The organism is Hafnia alvei, assembly GCF_034424155.1.
In the GTDB taxonomy this organism is placed as follows: domain Bacteria; phylum Pseudomonadota; class Gammaproteobacteria; order Enterobacterales; family Enterobacteriaceae; genus Hafnia; species Hafnia alvei.
Genome location: NZ_CP139992.1, coordinates 2,500,587 through 2,516,757, shown reverse-complemented (window position 1 = coordinate 2,516,757; position 16,171 = coordinate 2,500,587). Strand labels below are relative to the sequence as shown.

At 49.6% G+C, this 16,171-nt stretch carries 17 protein-coding genes and 1 pseudogene; 5 read left to right on the top strand and 13 right to left on the bottom strand.

Annotation, left to right across the window (positions count from 1 at the left end):
- The first annotated feature begins 33 nt into the window (after positions 1–33).
- Positions 34–885 (top strand): ion transporter, encoded by an 852-nt coding sequence (locus U0008_RS11795; RefSeq protein WP_051874143.1) that lies wholly within the window; start codon positions 34–36, stop codon positions 883–885.
- A 55-nt stretch (positions 886–940) separates the two neighbouring features.
- Here U0008_RS11795 and U0008_RS11790 read toward each other — a convergent pair whose 3' ends face one another.
- Both U0008_RS11790 and cls read right to left on the bottom strand, forming a co-directional pair.
- Positions 941–1,264, bottom strand: coding sequence for an HI1450 family dsDNA-mimic protein (locus U0008_RS11790; protein ID WP_035502449.1), 324 nt, complete (start codon positions 1,262–1,264; stop codon positions 941–943).
- 45 nt (positions 1,265–1,309) lie between these two features.
- Positions 1,310–2,770: a cardiolipin synthase gene (cls, locus tag U0008_RS11785; protein WP_025796911.1), complete on the bottom strand. Its 1,461-nt coding sequence runs from the start codon at positions 2,768–2,770 to the stop codon at positions 1,310–1,312.
- Between the two features lie 250 nt (positions 2,771–3,020).
- Between cls and U0008_RS11780 the strand changes: the two genes are divergently transcribed.
- Positions 3,021–3,197 carry a YciY family protein gene (locus U0008_RS11780; protein WP_071603101.1) on the top strand — a complete coding sequence of 59 codons (177 nt, stop codon included), beginning with the start codon at positions 3,021–3,023 and terminating at the stop codon, positions 3,195–3,197.
- 49 nt (positions 3,198–3,246) lie between these two features.
- On the opposite strand, the gene U0008_RS11775 is transcribed toward U0008_RS11780, so the two are convergent.
- Both U0008_RS11775 and U0008_RS11770 read right to left on the bottom strand, forming a co-directional pair.
- Positions 3,247–3,738 (bottom strand): Dps family protein, encoded by a 492-nt coding sequence (locus U0008_RS11775; protein ID WP_025796909.1) that lies wholly within the window; start codon positions 3,736–3,738, stop codon positions 3,247–3,249.
- A 553-nt stretch (positions 3,739–4,291) separates the two neighbouring features.
- Positions 4,292–4,588 carry a YciI family protein gene (locus U0008_RS11770; RefSeq protein ID WP_025796906.1) on the bottom strand — a complete coding sequence of 99 codons (297 nt, stop codon included), beginning with the start codon at positions 4,586–4,588 and terminating at the stop codon, positions 4,292–4,294.
- Between the two features lie 396 nt (positions 4,589–4,984).
- On the opposite strand from U0008_RS11770, the gene U0008_RS11765 reads away from it, so the two are divergent.
- Complete coding sequence (locus U0008_RS11765) at positions 4,985–5,644, top strand: TonB family protein (protein ID WP_043493836.1); 660 nt, start codon at positions 4,985–4,987, stop codon at positions 5,642–5,644.
- Between the two features lie 76 nt (positions 5,645–5,720).
- Here U0008_RS11765 and yciA read toward each other — a convergent pair whose 3' ends face one another.
- Both yciA and U0008_RS11755 read right to left on the bottom strand, forming a co-directional pair.
- On the bottom strand, positions 5,721–6,149 hold the full coding sequence (yciA, locus tag U0008_RS11760) for an acyl-CoA thioester hydrolase YciA (RefSeq protein ID WP_025796902.1): 429 nt from the start codon (positions 6,147–6,149) through the stop codon (positions 5,721–5,723).
- A 63-nt stretch (positions 6,150–6,212) separates the two neighbouring features.
- Positions 6,213–6,758, bottom strand: a complete 546-nt coding sequence (locus tag U0008_RS11755; protein ID WP_040044824.1) for a septation protein A — start codon at positions 6,756–6,758, stop codon at positions 6,213–6,215.
- Positions 6,759–6,987: 229 nt separating this feature from the next.
- Here U0008_RS11755 and U0008_RS11750 point away from each other — a divergent pair, with 229 nt between their 5' ends.
- Positions 6,988–8,760 carry a SulP family inorganic anion transporter gene (locus U0008_RS11750; protein WP_043493463.1) on the top strand — a complete coding sequence of 591 codons (1,773 nt, stop codon included), beginning with the start codon at positions 6,988–6,990 and terminating at the stop codon, positions 8,758–8,760.
- 55 nt (positions 8,761–8,815) lie between these two features.
- Here the strand turns inward: U0008_RS11750 and U0008_RS11745 are convergent, their stop codons facing one another.
- Both U0008_RS11745 and U0008_RS11740 read right to left on the bottom strand, forming a co-directional pair.
- Complete coding sequence (locus U0008_RS11745) at positions 8,816–9,568, bottom strand: YciC family protein (protein ID WP_025796895.1); 753 nt, start codon at positions 9,566–9,568, stop codon at positions 8,816–8,818.
- Positions 9,569–9,685: 117 nt separating this feature from the next.
- A complete protein-coding gene (locus U0008_RS11740) occupies positions 9,686–10,075 on the bottom strand; it encodes a YkgJ family cysteine cluster protein (RefSeq protein ID WP_172625180.1) in 390 nt (129 codons plus the stop codon).
- A gap of 314 nt (positions 10,076–10,389) precedes the next feature.
- On the opposite strand from U0008_RS11740, the gene ompW reads away from it, so the two are divergent.
- Positions 10,390–11,028: an outer membrane protein OmpW gene (ompW, locus tag U0008_RS11735; RefSeq protein ID WP_025796891.1), complete on the top strand. Its 639-nt coding sequence runs from the start codon at positions 10,390–10,392 to the stop codon at positions 11,026–11,028.
- A gap of 117 nt (positions 11,029–11,145) precedes the next feature.
- Here the strand turns inward: ompW and U0008_RS11730 are convergent, their stop codons facing one another.
- The 5 genes and pseudogenes from U0008_RS11730 to trpD form a co-directional block, all read right to left on the bottom strand.
- Positions 11,146–11,460: a BON domain-containing protein gene (locus U0008_RS11730; RefSeq protein ID WP_025796889.1), complete on the bottom strand. Its 315-nt coding sequence runs from the start codon at positions 11,458–11,460 to the stop codon at positions 11,146–11,148.
- Between the two features lie 199 nt (positions 11,461–11,659).
- Entirely contained in the window at positions 11,660–12,466 is an 807-nt protein-coding gene (trpA, locus tag U0008_RS11725) for a tryptophan synthase subunit alpha (RefSeq protein WP_040044829.1), read from the bottom strand.
- Positions 12,466–13,656: a tryptophan synthase subunit beta gene (gene trpB, locus U0008_RS11720; protein ID WP_040044830.1), complete on the bottom strand. Its 1,191-nt coding sequence runs from the start codon at positions 13,654–13,656 to the stop codon at positions 12,466–12,468. The genes trpA and trpB overlap by 1 nt, the downstream gene beginning before the upstream one ends.
- A gap of 29 nt (positions 13,657–13,685) precedes the next feature.
- Positions 13,686–15,074: a bifunctional indole-3-glycerol-phosphate synthase TrpC/phosphoribosylanthranilate isomerase TrpF gene (gene trpCF, locus U0008_RS11715; RefSeq protein ID WP_043493457.1), complete on the bottom strand. Its 1,389-nt coding sequence runs from the start codon at positions 15,072–15,074 to the stop codon at positions 13,686–13,688.
- Between the two features lie 2 nt (positions 15,075–15,076).
- Positions 15,077–16,072, bottom strand: a pseudogene (trpD, locus tag U0008_RS22550) (anthranilate phosphoribosyltransferase); the annotation flags it as partial.
- Between the last annotated feature and the right edge of the window lie 99 nt (positions 16,073–16,171).

Sequence of the window (16,171 nt, the reverse complement as noted above, 5' to 3'; positions counted from 1 at the left end):
GGATTACGCTCAAATAACTCTTTTGGGGTCAGCATGACAGGCATGAAAAAAGGCACTTGGCGCCAGAATTTATATCGAAGTTTGTTCGACACTCACACGGCCTTTGGTCGCAAAATGGAATTCTTTTGGATCACGATGGCTGTGGCCAGCGTCGTGCTGGTATTTATGGAGTCTGGCGATCCAAAACCGTTGCGTGTGCTGGTGGCGCGTGAAGATCTTGGCCTAAAGCTAGAAGTGTTTTTCACTGTGGTATTTACCGTTGAATATCTGCTACGTCTGCTGACCACGCCGAAGCCCAAAAAGTACGCGTCGAGTTTTTTAGGCATTGTCGATCTGCTAACCACGCTTCCGCTCTATTGTTTACTTCTCTTCCCTAACATGGCCGTTGAATATGTCACGTTGCTGCGTCTGCTGCGTGTTTTAAGGGTGTTACGCATCTTTAAGATGCTGAGGTATATGGGATCTGCGGCGTTGTTGTGGGACAGCATCGTTGGCGTACGCAAAAAGCTATTAGTGTTCTTTACCTTCGTTATGATCTTGCTGTGTTTATTTGGCGGGGTGATGTATGTGATTGAAGGCCCTGAACACGGTTTTACCAGTCTTCCTGTATCCGTTTATTGGGCGGTAGTGACCATGACGACGGTAGGCTATGGTGACATTACGCCCCATACACCGGCGGGGCGTATTTTAGCCTCGGTGTTGATCTTAATTGGCTACTCTATTATTGCCATCCCAACGGGGGTGTTAACGGCGCATATGACCGAAGTATTGCAGCGTCGACGTACCGTCCGCCATTGTGAACACTGCCATAAATCAGGTCATGACGATGATGCGGTGTATTGTAAGTTTTGCAGTACACGGCTGAGCAAACAGACTCATGATTAAAACAAAAACGCACAGCTTAAGCTGTGCGTTTTGATTGGCATTAAGTGGGGGAAACTTACTCTTTCCACAAAATATGGCAAAGCTTGTGATCTTTCTCGCGGCAAATCAGGACGCGTGCGAACACATCAGTGATGTCTTCGGATTCGCCATCGGTTAAACCAATCACCACTTCGACGAAGAAGTCAGGGTTCAAGTCGAAATCAACGTGATCTTTCCAGTCTTCGGCGGGATCAAATAATTCTGCCGCACCGCGCTCTTCAAACTGCAGGTTAAATAGAATAACGTCAGCAGGGTCGAGGTTGTCGACGGCCAGTTCAAGAAAAATATCGTAAGCCTGATCTAAGGCTTCGTCTTCGGTGAGTCGATTATCTAAATCCATCATAAGAGTGTCCTGTACTGTCTCGTCATCAATTAGCCAAGCTATTTACAGCAATGGGCTGAAAAAGTAAAACAGTCGTTCAACAACGCGCTGCCACAGCGGACGTTTTAGCCATTCAGCGTGGTCAAGCAGGGTAGAACGGGCAATATAGTCGTCTTGCACGCAGGCTAAGTCAGCGCCAAAGCCATCGTCGTCAATCACTAAGGTGATTTCAAAATTCAGCCACAGACTACGCATATCGAGATTGACTGTGCCAACCAGACTCAGCTGGCCGTCGACTAACACACTCTTGGTGTGCAACAGCCCGCCTTCAAACTGGTAGATTTTAACGCCCGCTTCCAGCAATTCAGTGAAGAATGAGCGGCTGGCCCAGCCCACCAACATGGAGTCGTTTTTCTTCGGCACGATGATAGAAACGTCAACGCCACGCTGTGCTGCGGTGCAAATGGCATGCAGTAAGTCATCGCTCGGCACAAAATAAGGTGTGGTCATGATGAGCTGCTCACGCGCAGAATAGACCGAGGTCAACAGCGCTTGATGGATCAGTTCATCAGGAAAGCCTGGGCCAGAAGCAATAACCTGAATGGTATGTCCAGATTCTTCTTCGAACGGCAGTGAATGATATTCTGGCTCCGGCGGCAAAATACGCTTACCGGTTTCAATTTCCCAATCACAAGAGAAAATGATGCCCATGGTGGTGGCCACGGGGCCTTCCATGCGCGCCATCACGTCAATCCATTGCCCAACACCGGCATCTTGTTTAAAGAAACGCGGATCAACCAAGTTCATGCTGCCGGTATAGGCGATAAAGTTATCGATTAAAACCACTTTTCGGTGCTGGCGTAAATCCATGCGGCGTAAGAAGACACGCATCAGATTAACCTTCAGCGCTTCGACAACTTCCACACCTGCGTTTCGCATCATGGCAGGATAAGGGCTGCGGAAGAAGGTGACGCTGCCAGCAGAATCGAGCAGCAATCGGCAATGAACGCCGCGTCTCGCTGCCGCCATCAACGACTCGGCGACCTGATCGGCTAATCCTCCAGGCTGCCAAATATAAAACACCATCTCAATGTTGCTGCGCGCCAGCTCGATGTCACGAATTAAGGCTTTCAGCGTATCATCGCTAGTGGTCAGCAACTGTAGTTGGTTACCTCTAACGCCCGCAATCCCTTGACGACGCTCACATAGCTGAAACAGCGGCGCGGCGACTTCACTGTTACCGGTGGCAAAAATAGATTTACAGCTTTTCAGATCGGCTAGCCAATGCGCCGTCGAAGGCCACATTGCTTTCGCGCGCTCGGCACGCCTTTTCCCTAAGTGAAGTTCCCCGAATGATAGGTAAGCGATGATCCCCACCAGTGGCAGAATATAGATGATGAGCAACCAAGCCATGGCGGAAGGAACCGCACGGCGCTTCATCAAAATGCGAAGTGTCACGCTGGCAATAAGTAACCAGTAGCCAAAAATTGTCAGCCAGCTAATTACGGTATAAAACGTTGTCATAAAGGCGAGTTATCCTTTCGCAAAAAAGCGTTATCTCAACTGAGTTTACGCACTGTTGTTGAAAGGTAAAACCTTTTCGCGGATAAAAGTCATCGATTTAAAATTCGTATTAGTTTACGGCTTGTAACATTGAGACAAATTATTATCGGGCATGTGCTGAGGATTTACAGCCAAGAAGGCAAATCGATTGTGTGACAAATATCACTATAGGTTTATAATGCCCGCGCACTCACCCAGAGAGACGTTTGTCATGCGACGTAGTAGAAATGAAGTAGGGCGCTGGCGTATGTTGCGTCAGGTACACCGTCGACGCAGTTGCTGGTTAGAAGGCCAATCCCGCAGAAACCGACACATCTATAGTGTTCGCCGCTTACACAAAATTCAGCATCATCGTTCATTGCTGTATTCTGTGGCTTACGAGTGGTAGAAAAAATTCAGCCCCGCATCGCGGGGCTGGAGCAAAACTTCAAACGGGATTATTTGCCCAGATAGGCATTTAACATCCAAACCTGTTTTTCCTGCTCTTTGATGTAGTCGCTCATCAAAGAAGACGTCCCTTCGTCGCCGGCCTCGCTTGCCAACTCTAAAATTTCACGCTGCTGCGTCAGCAGAACCGAATAGCCCGCCAGTAGACCTTTTAACGTACCTTTATCGTCGGTCACGTTAGTGTCTTCTTTAATATCCGCTGTTTTTAGATACTCGCTGAACGCGTGACGAGGCTGATAACCCAGCGTCAGGATACGCTCGGCAAGCTCATCGACTTTCAGCAGCAGATCGTTATAGGTATCTTCAAATTTCACGTGCAGTTCAAAAAACTGTGGTCCGGTGATATTCCAATGATAGCCGCGCACGTTCATGTACAACACTTGGTAGTTGCCGAGCAGGCTATTGAGGGCTTCTGCCAGTTTGGCAGATTGTTTGGTATCAAGACCAATGTGGGATTTTGTCGCTTTTTTCGTTGTCGCCATAATCGTGAATTCCTCATTATTCGGTGAAAGTGAAACATCCGTAATAAATTGATATCGATTTTTTGACTCTGAGCGCGGTGGAGAATGTCGCTAACATCGCGTCGGATCATCCAACCTAAAAAAACAGGCTTATATAAACAATAAGTTATCCGTGTTTCCTTGAGAACTATCCTGCCAGAGTTGGGGTTTGAGGTCTAGGATCTGGCGGGCATTTTTATCAATAGCTGCAATAGGCCATGCAAAAGCAGATAAAACCTAGTGGTGGACGCTGCTTTTATCAACGATTAAGCCTCGTTTTTTCAGCGTTTTGTCGGTTTAATCATCATTTTTGAATCGGCTATTTGTATAACTCATAAGTACTAATTATCAGGATGTTGCGGGGTTCGATGTTTAAGGGTAGACTGCGCAGCATCACTTGATTGTGACAGAAAAGCGCATTTAGCATTATCAATGGAATCTCCATGTAGCCCCGCTAAATGCACTTCTCTGAATTAAGGAAGGCCTGCGCAAGCAGGCCTTTTTTATATCCAAAATTTGGCAATAACGTTCTGTTTTAAAATACTTTCTTATACGGTACCACGGTAACCGCCTGATACACGCCAGCCGCGACGTAAGGGTCAGCATCGGCCCATTCTTTGGCATGCTCTAACGATTCAAATTCGGCAATGATGGCTGAACCTAAGAAACCTGCCGCACCGGGATCGTTGGAGTCGATGGCGGGAAGTGGACCGGCGGTCAGCAGACGTCCCTCATCACGTAAGACCTGCAAGCGAGCCAAATGATCAGGGCGTGCGGTCATTCGCTTATCCAGCGCGTCGGGAACATCCTGAGAGAAGATGAGATATAACATAGGGCTATCCTGATTGTTGGAATAAAGAGTGTGATACAAACAACATCACGTTACGGCATCTGTACTCAGGGTGCAATAAGCCTGTTATCTTGCTGTTAAGGAGTTTGCGGGGCTGCTGTTTTAACCGTCAATCGCGCGTTTTCTTTCGCTCTGGGCGCCTTTGCACATTGCACATGATTGCTATTTGCATTTAAACTTGCAGGCTCATTGAGTAAAGAACATTTGGGTTAAATCAATCCGTCAAACCAGGTTGCTAACACTTTGTCGCTGAAAACATCACCACTGAAGAAGTTTTTCCTGACACGTCGTCTTTCATGGCCAACGACGCTGTCCATCGGGTTGCATTCAACGCTAATCGCTGGTTTGCTGTATGCCTCTGCGCAGGAAATGCTGCATATGCCCGCTGAGGAGCCGGAACCGATCAATGTGGTAATGGTTAACCCTGCGATGTTTGCCGCTCCGGCGCCTGTCGCGATCCCTCAGCCAGATGCCAAACCGGAGGCTGCTCCGCCGCCACCGCCAAAAGAAGAACCGAAGCCAGAACCAAAACCGGAACCAAAGCCTGAGCCTAAGCCGGTCATTAAGCCAAAACCAAAACCGGTGAAGAAAGAGGTCGTTAAACCTCAGCCGAAAAAAGTGGTTGAAGAAAAGCCGCGTGAAGAGACGCCAACTCGCACGGTGACGTCGCCTGAAACGTCAGCCTCTAGCACGTCGACGCACAGCAGCACATCAACGACGAAGGCGAGCAACAACACCGCCAGTGCCCCCGCGGTTGCCGCAGTACCCAGTGGCCCACAGGCCTTAAGCATTGTGAAACCGATGTATCCAGCGCGTGCCTTTGCGTTAAAACAAGAAGGCAAGGTTGTGATTCGTTATGACGTTGATAGCAATGGACGAGTGACGAACGTGGAGATCATCTCCGCTGAGCCGCGCAACTTGTTTGAACGCGAAGTGAAACAGGCGCTGAAGAAATGGCGTTTTGCGACGGGTCGTGAAGGGAAGGGATTGACCAAAACGATTATCTTCCGCATCACCGGTGATACTGAAATTCAATAACCGCTGCAAGCTCAATAAAAAAGCCAGTCACATTGTGAACTGGCTTTTTTTGTAGGCTTACATCGCCGCGAAGATCTTAATCGTCGAAGCCAACGCGGAAGTTCTCTTTGCCCGCAGGCAAAGTGCGTGACTTGTTGTCATCATCAACTGCAACGTAGGTAAAGACGGCTTCAGTGACGCAGTAACGCTGTCCAATAGGATCAGAGGACACCTTTTTCACCCACACCTCGATATTCACAGTAATAGAACTGCGACCGGTGCGGATACAGCGTGCGTAGCAGCACACCACATCGCCCACGGCGACCGGCTTCAAAAAGGTGATACCGTTAACCGCAACGGTAACGACTCGTCCTTCTGCCACTTCTTTTGCCAGAATTGCGCCGCCGATGTCCATCTGCGACATAATCCAGCCACCGAAAATATCACCATTGGCGTTAGTGTCGGCTGGCATTGCCAAAGTACGAAGGACAAGCTCTCCCTCAGGGAAACGATGTTTTTCGCTCATAAATGTCAGTCTTATTCTTTTCAGTTACCACTTCCCTGAAGCAGATTGCCTTCAGGAAAAACCTTATTTGCCGAGTTTTTGTTCTTCGGTCATATGACGGTAGATGTATACGCCGCTTAATAACGTGAAGACCAACGTGAGAGCGGTCAGTCCGAAGACCTTGAAATCAACCCAAACGCTTTGTGGCATCCAGAACGCCACATACAGATTCGCGACACCGCAGGCCATAAAGAACACCGCCCATGCCGCATTCAGACGTGACCATACGATATCAGGCAGAGAAATCTCTTTACCGAGCATGCGTTGGATCAACGGTTTTTTCAGCACGATTTGGCTTACCAGCAACGCAATGGAGAACAGTGCGTAGATCACGGTCACTTTCCATTTGATGAATAAATCGTTATGGAATACCAGCGTCAGCGTACCGAAAATAGCCACCATCACGAAGGTGATGAGCGTCATTTTTTCCACTTTACGATATTTAAGCCAGGTCACGATTAGCGCTACCGCGGTGGCGGCAATCAACGCACCAGAGGCCACGTAAATGTCATAAAGCTTGTAACAGACAAAAAATACTACTAGGGGCAGAAAATCTAAAAGCTGCTTCATATACCTGTCCATAAATCAGTTAACCGAGCGACTATACCCGATTCAGTGCGGCGAGGCATTAAAACCCTAACGCGTACCTGTTCTCATTATCGCGCATAATGCCGCCGAGTGGGATGCAACGGCGGCTATTTTTGCAAATACTTACAAGATGGCATAATGCTTGCTATCACCTTGATAAGTTTGTTGCTTACACGCATGATGTAGCAAGCGTGTAAAGAAGGTAAGCGACATGAAATGGAAATTTATTAACGGCTGGATGCCGGGTTTAGCCCTCTTGATGGGGTATCAGCGGGAGTGGCTGACAAGTGATATTCGTGCCGGGCTTTCGGTTGCCGCCGTGGCCTTACCGGTGGCGATTGCCTACGCTGATTTAGCGGGCGTTGGCGCTATCGTTGGACTCTATTCCTGCGTGTTCCCCATGATCGCCTATGCGCTTTTCGGTTCCTCGCGTCAGGTCATTGTGGGACCAGATACGGCCACCTGTGCGGTGATCGCGGCGGTTGTGACACCGCTTGCCGCGGGTAACACTGAGCTTCAATGGCAACTGTGTATCATGATGACGCTGATGACCGGTGGTTGGTGTTTGATCGCCAGCCGTTTTCGTCTAGGCGCGCTGGCCGATTTACTGTCGCGGCCTATTCTCACCGGATTATTAAACGGTCTGACGATCACCATTATTGTCGATCAGCTAGGCAAAATTTTTGGCTTCCAAACTAAAGCGCGTGAGCTTATCGAACGCTTGTTGTCGTTGCCGCATGATTTACTGGGGAGCCACTGGCCGACCATGCTGTTATCACTGCTCACGCTGGTGGTGCTGATCGGCGTGAGACGACTGCGCCCGAGTTGGCCAGCGCCGCTTATCGCAATGTGTCTGGCAATGTTGTTGGTTTGGCTCTTTGAGTTGCCGCGTCATGGCATACGTACGATAGGTGGATTCAGTGATGGTTTGCCGATTGTGCAATGGCCAAGTTTCCAGCCCGGTTTGCTGCGTGATTTGGTGATCCCCTCGCTTAACCTGGCGTTGATTAGCTTTGTTAGTCTGATGCTTACTGCACGCAGCTTTGCCGCCAAAAATGGCTATGAAGTTAACGCCGACGCCGAGTTCCGAGCGCTGGGTATCGCCAATATCATTTCTGGTTTGTCACAGGGCTTTGCTATCAGCGGCACCAGCTCGCGTACGGCAGTGAACGATGCCAACGGCGGTAAAAGCCAGCTTGTTTCCATTGTGGCGGCGGTGGTGATTGGCGTAGTGGTGTTGTTCTTTACCTCTCCGTTGCAGTACATTCCCGTCTCGGCTCTGGGCGTGGTGTTGGTTTATGCGTCGTGGTCATTGCTGGATTTCCGCACGATTATTCAGCTACGCCGTCGAAATCCACCGGCGTTTCGTTTGGCGCTGTTTACCTTTGCCAGCGTGATGTTAGTAGGGGTTATGCCGGGGATCGGTTTGGCCGTTTTACTCGGTCTACTCCAGTTTTTGCGCACCGTGTTTCGTCCAACGGAACAACTGCTGGGCGTGAACGAAGAGGGTATGATCCACTCGCTAGGCAACGGAGCGCATGTTAAAGCGGTCGAAGGCGTGTTGATGTATCGGTTTAACTCGCCGCTGACCTATTTCAACGTCAGCTATTTCAAAAGACGAGTGCTTAATTTGGTTGACGGCATGCCGTTTCAGCCGCGCTGGGTGGTGATTGATGCGGTCGCCAGTTTTACCTATCCCGATATCAGCGTGATCTCAGCTATTGATGAGCTGAAACGCGATTTAAAACAGCGTAACGTCAAGTTAGTCTTAGCGGGGAGAAGAACCGACCTTAAGCGCTGGTTCAGCGCAAACCGCGCGAAGGGCGAAGAGAAAGGACTGTTGTTTGTTTCCGATCTCTATTTGGCGCTTAAGTTTATTCAGAGTAGCGAATGCGTAAACTGCGAACCATCGCCGCCGAGTGAAACCAAGGTCCTGGCGCTGGAAGATAAGAGCGCTTTACATCAGCCGCCAATAGAACTTTAAAGTATCACCATAAAAAATGGGAGCCCGTGGCTCCCATTTTGCTATCACGTATTGATTACGCCGGTTGTCTCACCAGCATATAAAGGCGAGACAGATAGATAATCAGCATCGCAGAAACCAGATTACTCAGCGCGCCCATAATCACCATTCCCACCGTTGGGTGCAGCGCAGAAAGCACACCTACCAACAGCAGCAGCGCCAGTTTTGCCGCCAGCCAGAGCATGATGGCAGGGCTTATCAAACGCACATTGGCGAATGATAGGCGGAAGCTGCTTCGAATAGCTCTGATTACGCCGACCTTTTCTTCGGACATAATCATCGGCGCTAACGCTAGCCCAACGGCCAATACGATACCCGGCACGATAAAGGCGGTAATACCAAGCTGAACCATCAACGTACACAGGAACATCAGCAGTAACAGACGTGGCAGCATTGGTGCAGAAGTACCAATCGCACGCAGAGCGCTGAGGCGTTGTCCTTGAGATACCAACGGAATTAACGCCAACATACCGCCGAGCAGCAGCACATTACCAATCAGCGCGGAGAAACTGGCCGCAGCGGATACTTTAAGCAGCACCATCTGTTGCTCGGGCGTCATCTGCTGCACCATTTCCTGCAGCCCCATACCGGACGTTAGCGTTCCATCAGCACCGGCTAGAATACTCAGATCGTCTGCACCCGGCGTGAATGCCTGATTCAGGATCACCGAAATAAACGCGGTTAACAGCGCTAACAGGCACAGCGTGCTTATCTGATGACGGAAAAAGTTAAAACTGTCACGGTACAATGTACGGGCCGTGATTGGCATGCAGGCGCTCCTTGGCATTTGCAACGACCCCCTAATTGACTAAAACAGCAGCAGGATCGCGGCAGTATCAGGTTATTAAGGGATTTAGAATAATCAATGTGCGCCGATTGTACCCTGTTAACCGGGGAAGTGGCACCCCGCTGCTATTTTACTGGCGATTTCTTCAGCGTTTGGCGGAGCAAGCGGAGTAAGCCCATAGGCGGCGCGGGCGCGATCGCAGGCTTCGTTAGGTTCTCCAAACTCCCAAGATTGAGAAAATTCTCGGCAGGGTGAGGGGCGGTTCTCGTACATCGAACACATAACATTCTGACCAATTTCTCCGCGCAAATTCACGCAGCGTGGTTTTTTCGTGTTGGTGCCCTGCATACAGCGCATATAAGGGTTGACCTGCTCGGTCAGTGAAGCGGGCACAAGGCCTCCGGCATCATCCGCTTCGGCCCAATAAAATGAAACGCGGAAAAAACCGCAGCATGCGCCACATGAGATGCAGGGATTATGTTGTGAGATCGTTGGAATTGTTTGTGTGTTACTCATCTTGATTTCCCACCACTCCTTATGGTTTCGAACCAAAACAATCGGAATAGAAAAATTACTCTGAGGTTAATTTTACGTCAATCAACTTAGATGAGATGCGTGAGGTATGTTTATAACTCGTTAAAATTGATCCACATCAATTTACGTAAAATCATATAATTAATGCATGTTTAATACATGTCATTTTGTGAAAAACAATGTCATTGATGTGATCTGTGTTAGATCACGCATCATCCTTTTTGGTTATATTTCCGCACGCAGTGATAACCATATAAAGGGAAGGGATGATGAAAAAAATTACACTTGCGCTATGTGTGGCAGCAACGCTGGCACCATCTTTCGCTATGGCTCATCAGGCGGGTGATATTATTGTTCGTGCCGGTACCGCGACGGTGCGTCCAACGGAAAGCAGTGATAACGTGATGGGGCTGGGTGGATTCAAGATCGATAACGATACCCAGTTGGGACTAACGTTCAGCTACTTGATTACCGATAACATTGGTGTTGAATTGCTGGGAGCAACGCCGTTCCAGCACAAAGTAGGGTTGCAGGCGACCGGTGACATCGCGTCTACACGTCAACTACCACCAACGTTGATGGCTCAGTGGTACTTCGGTAAAGCGGAAGACAAGCTGCGTCCTTATGTCGGTGTGGGTATCAACTACACCAATTTCTACGATGCGAAGTTTAATAACACGGGCAAAAGCTTAGGCTTGCACGATCTGAGCGTGGATAATTCATGGGGCGCTGCGGGCCAGGTGGGCTTAGACTATCTGGTGGATAAAGACTGGATGATCAACGCATCACTGTGGTACATGGATATTGATACCACCATCAAGTTCAGAGATGGAAATAACCAAAAGCAAAGCATTGATACACATGTTGACCCATTTGTATTCATGTTTGCCGTTGGCTATCGCTTCTAATCAGAAGTGTGTAGCAGGGACAATAAAACGTTCAGTGTTGCAGACGCAGAAAGCAGACAAAAAGTTACAGACAATAAAAAAGGCGCGTAAAGCGCCTTTTTTGATCGCGAGAAGCGGTTACTTAACTCGCATATCGTTTTCAACAACGCGCACGCCTTTCACCGTTTTTGCGACGGAAACTGCACGGTTGGCATCCGCAGATGAAGAAACAAAACCGCTCAACTGCACGCGGCCTTTGAAGGTTTCAACGCTGATTTCGGTTGATTTGAGAGATTTCTCTGCCAATAGTGCAGACTTCACCTTGGTCGTAATAACGGTATCATCAATATAACCGCCGGTGCCTTCCTGTTTGGCCGTTGGCGCACAGCCTGCCAATGCAACAGAAAAAATCGCCGCTGCGCAAAAAGTGGTAATCGCTTTAACCCATTTCATCAATGTTTCTCCTTGCTGTTTATAGTTGGAACGACCGATTTAAAACCTAATCTAATGATTAGTCGTCATGTCATCCGTAATCACTATAATCCATTTTTAAAAAACAGGCTTATCAATATGTAAGCGTCACTAATACAAAAAAACCGTGCGGTACGAATACGGCACGGTTGTTGAGGTGATGTTTATCTAAACGGCTATCTTAACGACGGGTAGCGGCTTTCATTCCACTGACGAAATCATGCAATTTTTTCAGCATTACATCGGGTTGGTGCTGGTTTTTTTCGATGATTTTGACAATAGCGGATCCAGAAATTGCCCCAGCGGCACCGGCGTCGAGCGCCTCTTTTACCTGAGAAGGTTCAGAGATGCCAAAACCTTGCAGCGCTGGCGGTGCCTTCAGCTCATCTAAACGCGCCACCAAATGATGCAGCGGCAACTGAGCACGGGTTTCTGCCCCGGTAACGCCAGCGCGAGAAAGCAGATACGTGTAGCCTTGTCCCTGCGCGGAAATGCCTTGCAGCAAATCATCATCGGCGTTCGGTGGGCAGATGAAAATAGGGGCAATACCGTGGCGTAATGCAGCCTGACGGAACGGCATAGACTCTTCGATTGGCACGTCGGCAACCAATACAGAATCCACGCCAACTTCGGCACAACGCTGATAAAACTCGTCAATTCCGTTGTGGAATACCAAGTTGGCATACATCAGTAAGCCAATTGGGATCTGTGGATGCTTTTTACGAATTTCAGCCAGCAGTTCGAAACAGAGCGTCGGCGTCACGCCGGCCGCAAAAGCGCGTAGCGTTGCGTCCTGAATGGTTGGGCCGTCAGCCAGCGGATCGGAGAACGGTATTCCTAATTCTAACGCATCGGCACCGGCATCAATTAAGGTATTTACGATCTCCAGAGAGAGCGCGGGAGTGGGATCGCCAAGGGTGACGAAAGGAACGAAAGCACCTTCATTACGCGTTTTGAGTTCAGCGAACAGTTGTTGATAGCGTTCCATTAGATTTCTCCCCGCGCAGTCAAAATATCGTTAACGGTAAAAATGTCTTTATCGCCGCGGCCTGAAAGGTTCACCACCAGCAGTTGTTCTTTATCCGGATCTTGCTCAATCATTTTTAAAGCGTGCGCTAAGGCGTGAGAAGACTCCAGCGCAGGAATGATACCTTCTTCACGCGACAAACGTTTGAAGGCATCCAGTGCTTCATCATCGGTGATGGACACGTAATCAGCGCGGCCAATGCTGTTCAGATAAGCATGCTGTGGACCGACAGAAGGGAAGTCTAAGCCCGCAGAGATGGAGTAAGACTCTTCGATTTGGCCTTCTTCGGTCTGCATCATCGGTGACTTCATACCAAAGTAGATCCCGACTTTGCCATGCTTGAGTGGTGCGCCGTGTTGTCCGGTTTCAATGCCTAATCCACCGGGCTCAACGCCGATCAAACGTACTGATTCTTCGACGATAAAATCTGCAAACATGCCGATAGCGTTCGAACCGCCGCCAACACAGGCGAGAACCGCATCAGGCAAGCGGCCTTCAAAGCCTAAAATCTGTGCCTTGGTCTCTTCCCCGATCATGCGCTGGAATTCGCGTACGATGGTTGGGTATGGGTGTGGGCCAGCCGCGGTACCGAGCATGTAGTGTGCTTTATCGTACGAACCAGACCAGTCGCGCAGCGCCTCGTTACAGGCATCTTTCAGCGTAGCGGAACCGCTAGTCACCGAGATAACCTCTGCGCCCATTAAACGCATACGGAAGACGTTTGGCGATTGACGCTCAATGTCCTTAGCACCCATATATACGCGGCATTTCAGACCGAGCAGGGCACAGGCTAGCGCAGAAGCCACGCCGTGTTGTCCAGCGCCTGTTTCGGCGATAATTTCTGTTTTGCCCATGCGCTTAGCCAACAATGCTTGGCCCAGCACTTGGTTAGTTTTATGCGCGCCGCCGTGCAGCAGGTCTTCACGTTTCAGGTACAGCTTAGTTTTAGTGCCTTTGGTTAAGTTACGGCACAGCGTCAGTGCAGTAGGGCGGCCTGCATAGTTTTTCAATAAATCGATGAACTGTGCTTGAAACTCAGGATCTTTCTGCGCGCTGACAAAGGCTTCTTCTAATTGCTTCAGTGCTGGCATCAAGATCTGGGGAACGTACATTCCGCCAAATTCGCCGAAATAGGGGTTTAGTAGTGTCATGTTATGTACCAACCTAATTATTGATTTAATTAATAAGCGCGCAGCGTTTGAAATACGGCTTCTAGTTTTTGCTGATCTTTAATGCCGGGCGCGGTTTCTACGCCAGAGTTGAAATCAAGTCCCGCACTGCCAAGCTTCGCGGCAAGAATGCAGTTGCTGGCGTTAAGACCACCGGCGAGCATGACGTTATCCAACGTTTTCCCTGCCAACAGATTCCAATCAAAGGATTCACCGGTGCCGCCGTTGCCATTATCGAAAACATAGCGGTCAACATGCAGCAAATTACGCGCAGGAATGTGGTCGCTGATGCTGATCGCTTTCCAAATCTGGCAGTTAACCGGCAATAGCTGACGCAGCTCGCGGATATATTCCTGTGATTCATCCCCGTGAAGCTGAACGGCATGCAGCGCGAGACGCTCAACGGTGAGTCGAACCGTTTCCAGTTTGGCGTTGCGGAACACGCCAACGTATTTCAATGGCGCAGCGGCAATCACTTCACGTGCCTGAGTGATGTCAACGTAGCGCGGCGAGCTGCCAACGAAAATCAAACCGCCGTATACGGCTCCGGCGTTGTAGGCAGTGGCCGCATCTTCGGCGCGAGTCAGGCCGCAGACTTTGTTATCTCCCAACAGCACGCGGCGTAACGCCAGGCTTAAATCAGGCTCAGACATCAACGCGCTGCCAATCAAGAATCCGTTGGCAAAGTGGCTCAGTTCACGGATCTGGCTGTAGGTATGGATGCCTGACTCGCTAATAACGGTCACACCCTGCGGCAAACGCGGTGCCATTTGGCGCGTGCGGTTTAAATCAATCGACAGATCGCGCAGGTCACGGTTATTGATACCGACCACCTTGGCCTTCAAGGCGATAGCGCGATCCAGCTCTTCTTCATTGCTGGCTTCCGTTAATACGCCCATATTTAAGCTATGAGCTACGGCGGCCAGATGTTGGTACTGCTCATCATCAAGCACGGAGAGCATGAGTAAAATCGCATCGGCCTGATAATGACGAGCCAGATAGATTTGATACTCGGAAATCACAAAGTCTTTGCACAACACCGGTTGATGAACGGTGGAGCTGACCTGACGTAGGTAGTCAAAGTCGCCCTGAAAATATTTTTCGTCCGTTAACACCGAGATTGCTGCGGCAAAATCGCGATATAACGTGGCGATTTCAACCGGATTAAAGTTTTCACGGATCACGCCTTTTGACGGCGAGGCTTTTTTGCATTCCAGAATGAACGCGGTACGGTTGCCCGCCAGCGCGTCGTAAAACGAACGCGATGACGGCTCAATGCTCCCGCGGAAACTCTCCAGAGGCTGTTGGGATTGACGTGCTTCAACCCAGACGACTTTATCGCTAACGATGCGATTTAATACGGTTTCTTGCTTCTGTGGTGAAAGATTACCTTGCAACATACTCAGCCTCGTGCTGCCAATGCGGTCACTCGCTCAAATGCTGTCCCGCTTCTGATGGTTTCCAGTGCCAGCTGCGCGTTGTGGCGCAGATTATCCTGACCGAACAATTTCAACAGCAAAGCTACGTTAGCGGCGACTGCCGCAGCGTGCGCTGCATCACCTTTACCTTGTAATAAGCGCGCCAGAATGTCACGATTTTCTTCTGGGGTTCCGCCTTGTAACGCATTCAGCGAATAACTCTGTAAGCCAAAATCTTGCGGAGAAAGCTGATAGCTTTCGATTTCACCGTTGTTTAACTCAGCCACCTGCGTCGGTGCGTGAATAGCCACTTCGTCCATTCCCCCCCCGTGAACCACCGCGGCATTCTTATAGCCCAACACTTTTAGCGCCTGAGCAATCGGCAACACCAATTCAGGGCTGTAAACGCCGATCAGGGCCTTAGGTGGACGCGCAGGGTTAATCAGTGGGCCGAGCACGTTAAAAATGGTGCGGGTTTTCAGCTGTTGGCGAACCGGCATCGCGTGGCGAAAACCGGTGTGATACTGCGGCGCAAACAGGAAACAGACATTTAAATCATCTAGCGCTTGGCGTGAATCTTCGGCGCTCATGTCTAAGCGAATGCCAAAGGCCTGTAATAAATCAGACGATCCTGAACGGCTGGAAACGCTGCGGTTGCCATGTTTAGCCACTTTAGCGCCGCAGCTGGCCGCGACAAAAGCGCTCGCGGTAGAGATGTTGATGCTGTTCGTACCGTCGCCGCCGGTGCCAACGATATCCGCAAAGTCATAGTCTGGGCGCGGGAACGGTTGGGCATCAGCTAATAGGGCGCTGGCAGCCCCCGCAATTTCTTCAGGACGTTCACCGCGCATTTTCATGCTAATCAGCGCCGCTGCCAGTTGGCTGTCTTCTAACTCACCGCGCACGATAGCGGCAAATAGCTGGTGGCTTTCTTCTTGCGTCATCGACTGCGATTTGAACAGTTTTTCTAAAATAGGCTGATGCGTAAAAATAGTTGGTTTGATCAATGTGGCTTGCATGGTGTTTACTCCGTCAATTCTTTATAAGTTAGTCTTTTGATTTTGTTTATATTTATCGTA